This window comes from Streptomyces sp. NPDC006261 (assembly GCF_040613515.1).
In the GTDB taxonomy this organism is placed as follows: domain Bacteria; phylum Actinomycetota; class Actinomycetes; order Streptomycetales; family Streptomycetaceae; genus Streptomyces.
The window spans coordinates 1-1519 of the sequence record NZ_JBEXSI010000155.1 but is presented as its reverse complement, the minus strand read 5'-3'; the positions used below and the strand labels follow the sequence as shown (position 1 = coordinate 1519).

The 1519-nt window shown below is 71.9% G+C and carries 1 protein-coding gene; it reads right to left on the bottom strand.

The genetic code is table 11. The annotated features are described in order from the left end of the window. A partial coding sequence (locus ABZ154_RS34995) for a beta-ketoacyl synthase N-terminal-like domain-containing protein (RefSeq protein WP_356838502.1) occupies positions 1-1519 on the bottom strand: 1519 nt, incomplete at both ends.

The following is a 1519-nucleotide window of genomic DNA, read 5'->3' as shown; positions in this document are numbered from 1 at the left end:
AGACCGTTGGACGCACCGTCCTGGTTGACCGCCGAACCCCGCACCACCGCCAGGATCTCGTGACCGTTGCGGATCGCGTCCGACTGCCGCTCCAGGAGCAGCATGCCGATGCCCTCGGACCACCCGACTCCGTCGGCCGACTCCGAGAAGGGCTTGGAACGGCCATCGGGGGCCAGGCCCCGCTGACGGGAGAACTCCACGAACGTGTCGGGGATCGACATGACGGTGACGCCGCCGGCCAGCGCCAGCGAGCACTCACCACCGCGCAGGGCCTGCGCGGCCAGATGCATGGCCACGAGCGACGACGAGCACGCCGTGTCCACGGTCACGGCGGGTCCTTCGAACCCGAAGGTGTACGAGACCCGGCCCGAGGCGACGCTCAGCGCGCTGCCCTGGCCCTGGAAGCCTTCGAACTCCCCGCCGGACAGAGCGGTGTTGTAGCCGCCGTACATCACGCCGGCGAAGACGCCCGTCTGGCTCTCACGCAGGGAGACGGGGTCGATCCCGGCCCGTTCGATGGCCTCCCACGACGTCTCCAGCAGCAGCCGCTGCTGTGCGTCCGTCGCCATCGCCTCACGGGGGGACATCCCGAAGAACGCGGGGTCGAACTCTCCGGCGTCGTGCAGGAACCCGCCGGAGCGCGTGTAGGAGGTGCCCATGTGCTCGGGGTCGGGGTTGTACAGCGCGTCGAGGTCCCAGCCGCGGTTCGTCGGGAAGCCGGAGACGACGTCGGCACCCTCGGTGACCAGCCGCCACAGATCTTCCGGCGCGCCGATGCCGCCGGGGAAGCGGCAGCTCATTCCGACGATCACGATGGGGTCGTCGAGGAGGGTGCCGGGGAGTTCCGGTGCGGTCGGCTCCCGGTCGAGGTCCGCGTCCGGGCCGACGAGTTCTTCGAGCAGATGACCGGCCAGCGTCTCCACGGTCGGGTAGTCGAAGATCATCGTGGCGGGCAGCCGGAGTCCGGTTGCCGTGTTCAGCCGGTTACGCAGCTCCACCGCTGTCAGGGAGTCGAAGCCGAGATCGCGGAACGCGCGAGCCGGGTCGACCCCGTCGCCGCTCGTGTGACCGAGCACCAGGGCGGCCTCGGCCCGTACGAGGGTGAGCAGCGCGGCACGACGTTCGGCACGCTCCAACCGGGCGAGGCGGTCGGCGAGCCCGCGGTCGGTACTCGCTCCCGCTCCCGTGGCCGACGTGCGCCGGGTCGCTGTGCGGACGAGTCCGCGCAGCAGCGGAGGGACGGTGCCGTGGGCACGCAGGGCCGCCAGGTCGAGGCGGACGGGCGCCACGGCGGCATGGCCGGTGGCCAGGGCCGCGTCGAAGAGGGTGAGGCCCTGGTCGACCGAGAGCAGGGGCATGCCCGCCTCGGCGGCTCGTCGCAGGTCGGCCTCGGTGAGTCCGCTGGTCATGCCGGCGCCCTGGTTCCAGGCGCCCCAGGCCAGGGAGAGTCCGGGCAGGCCGAGGGAGCGACGGTGTGCGGCGAGCGCGTCGAGGAAGGTGTTGCCCGCCGCGTAGTTCG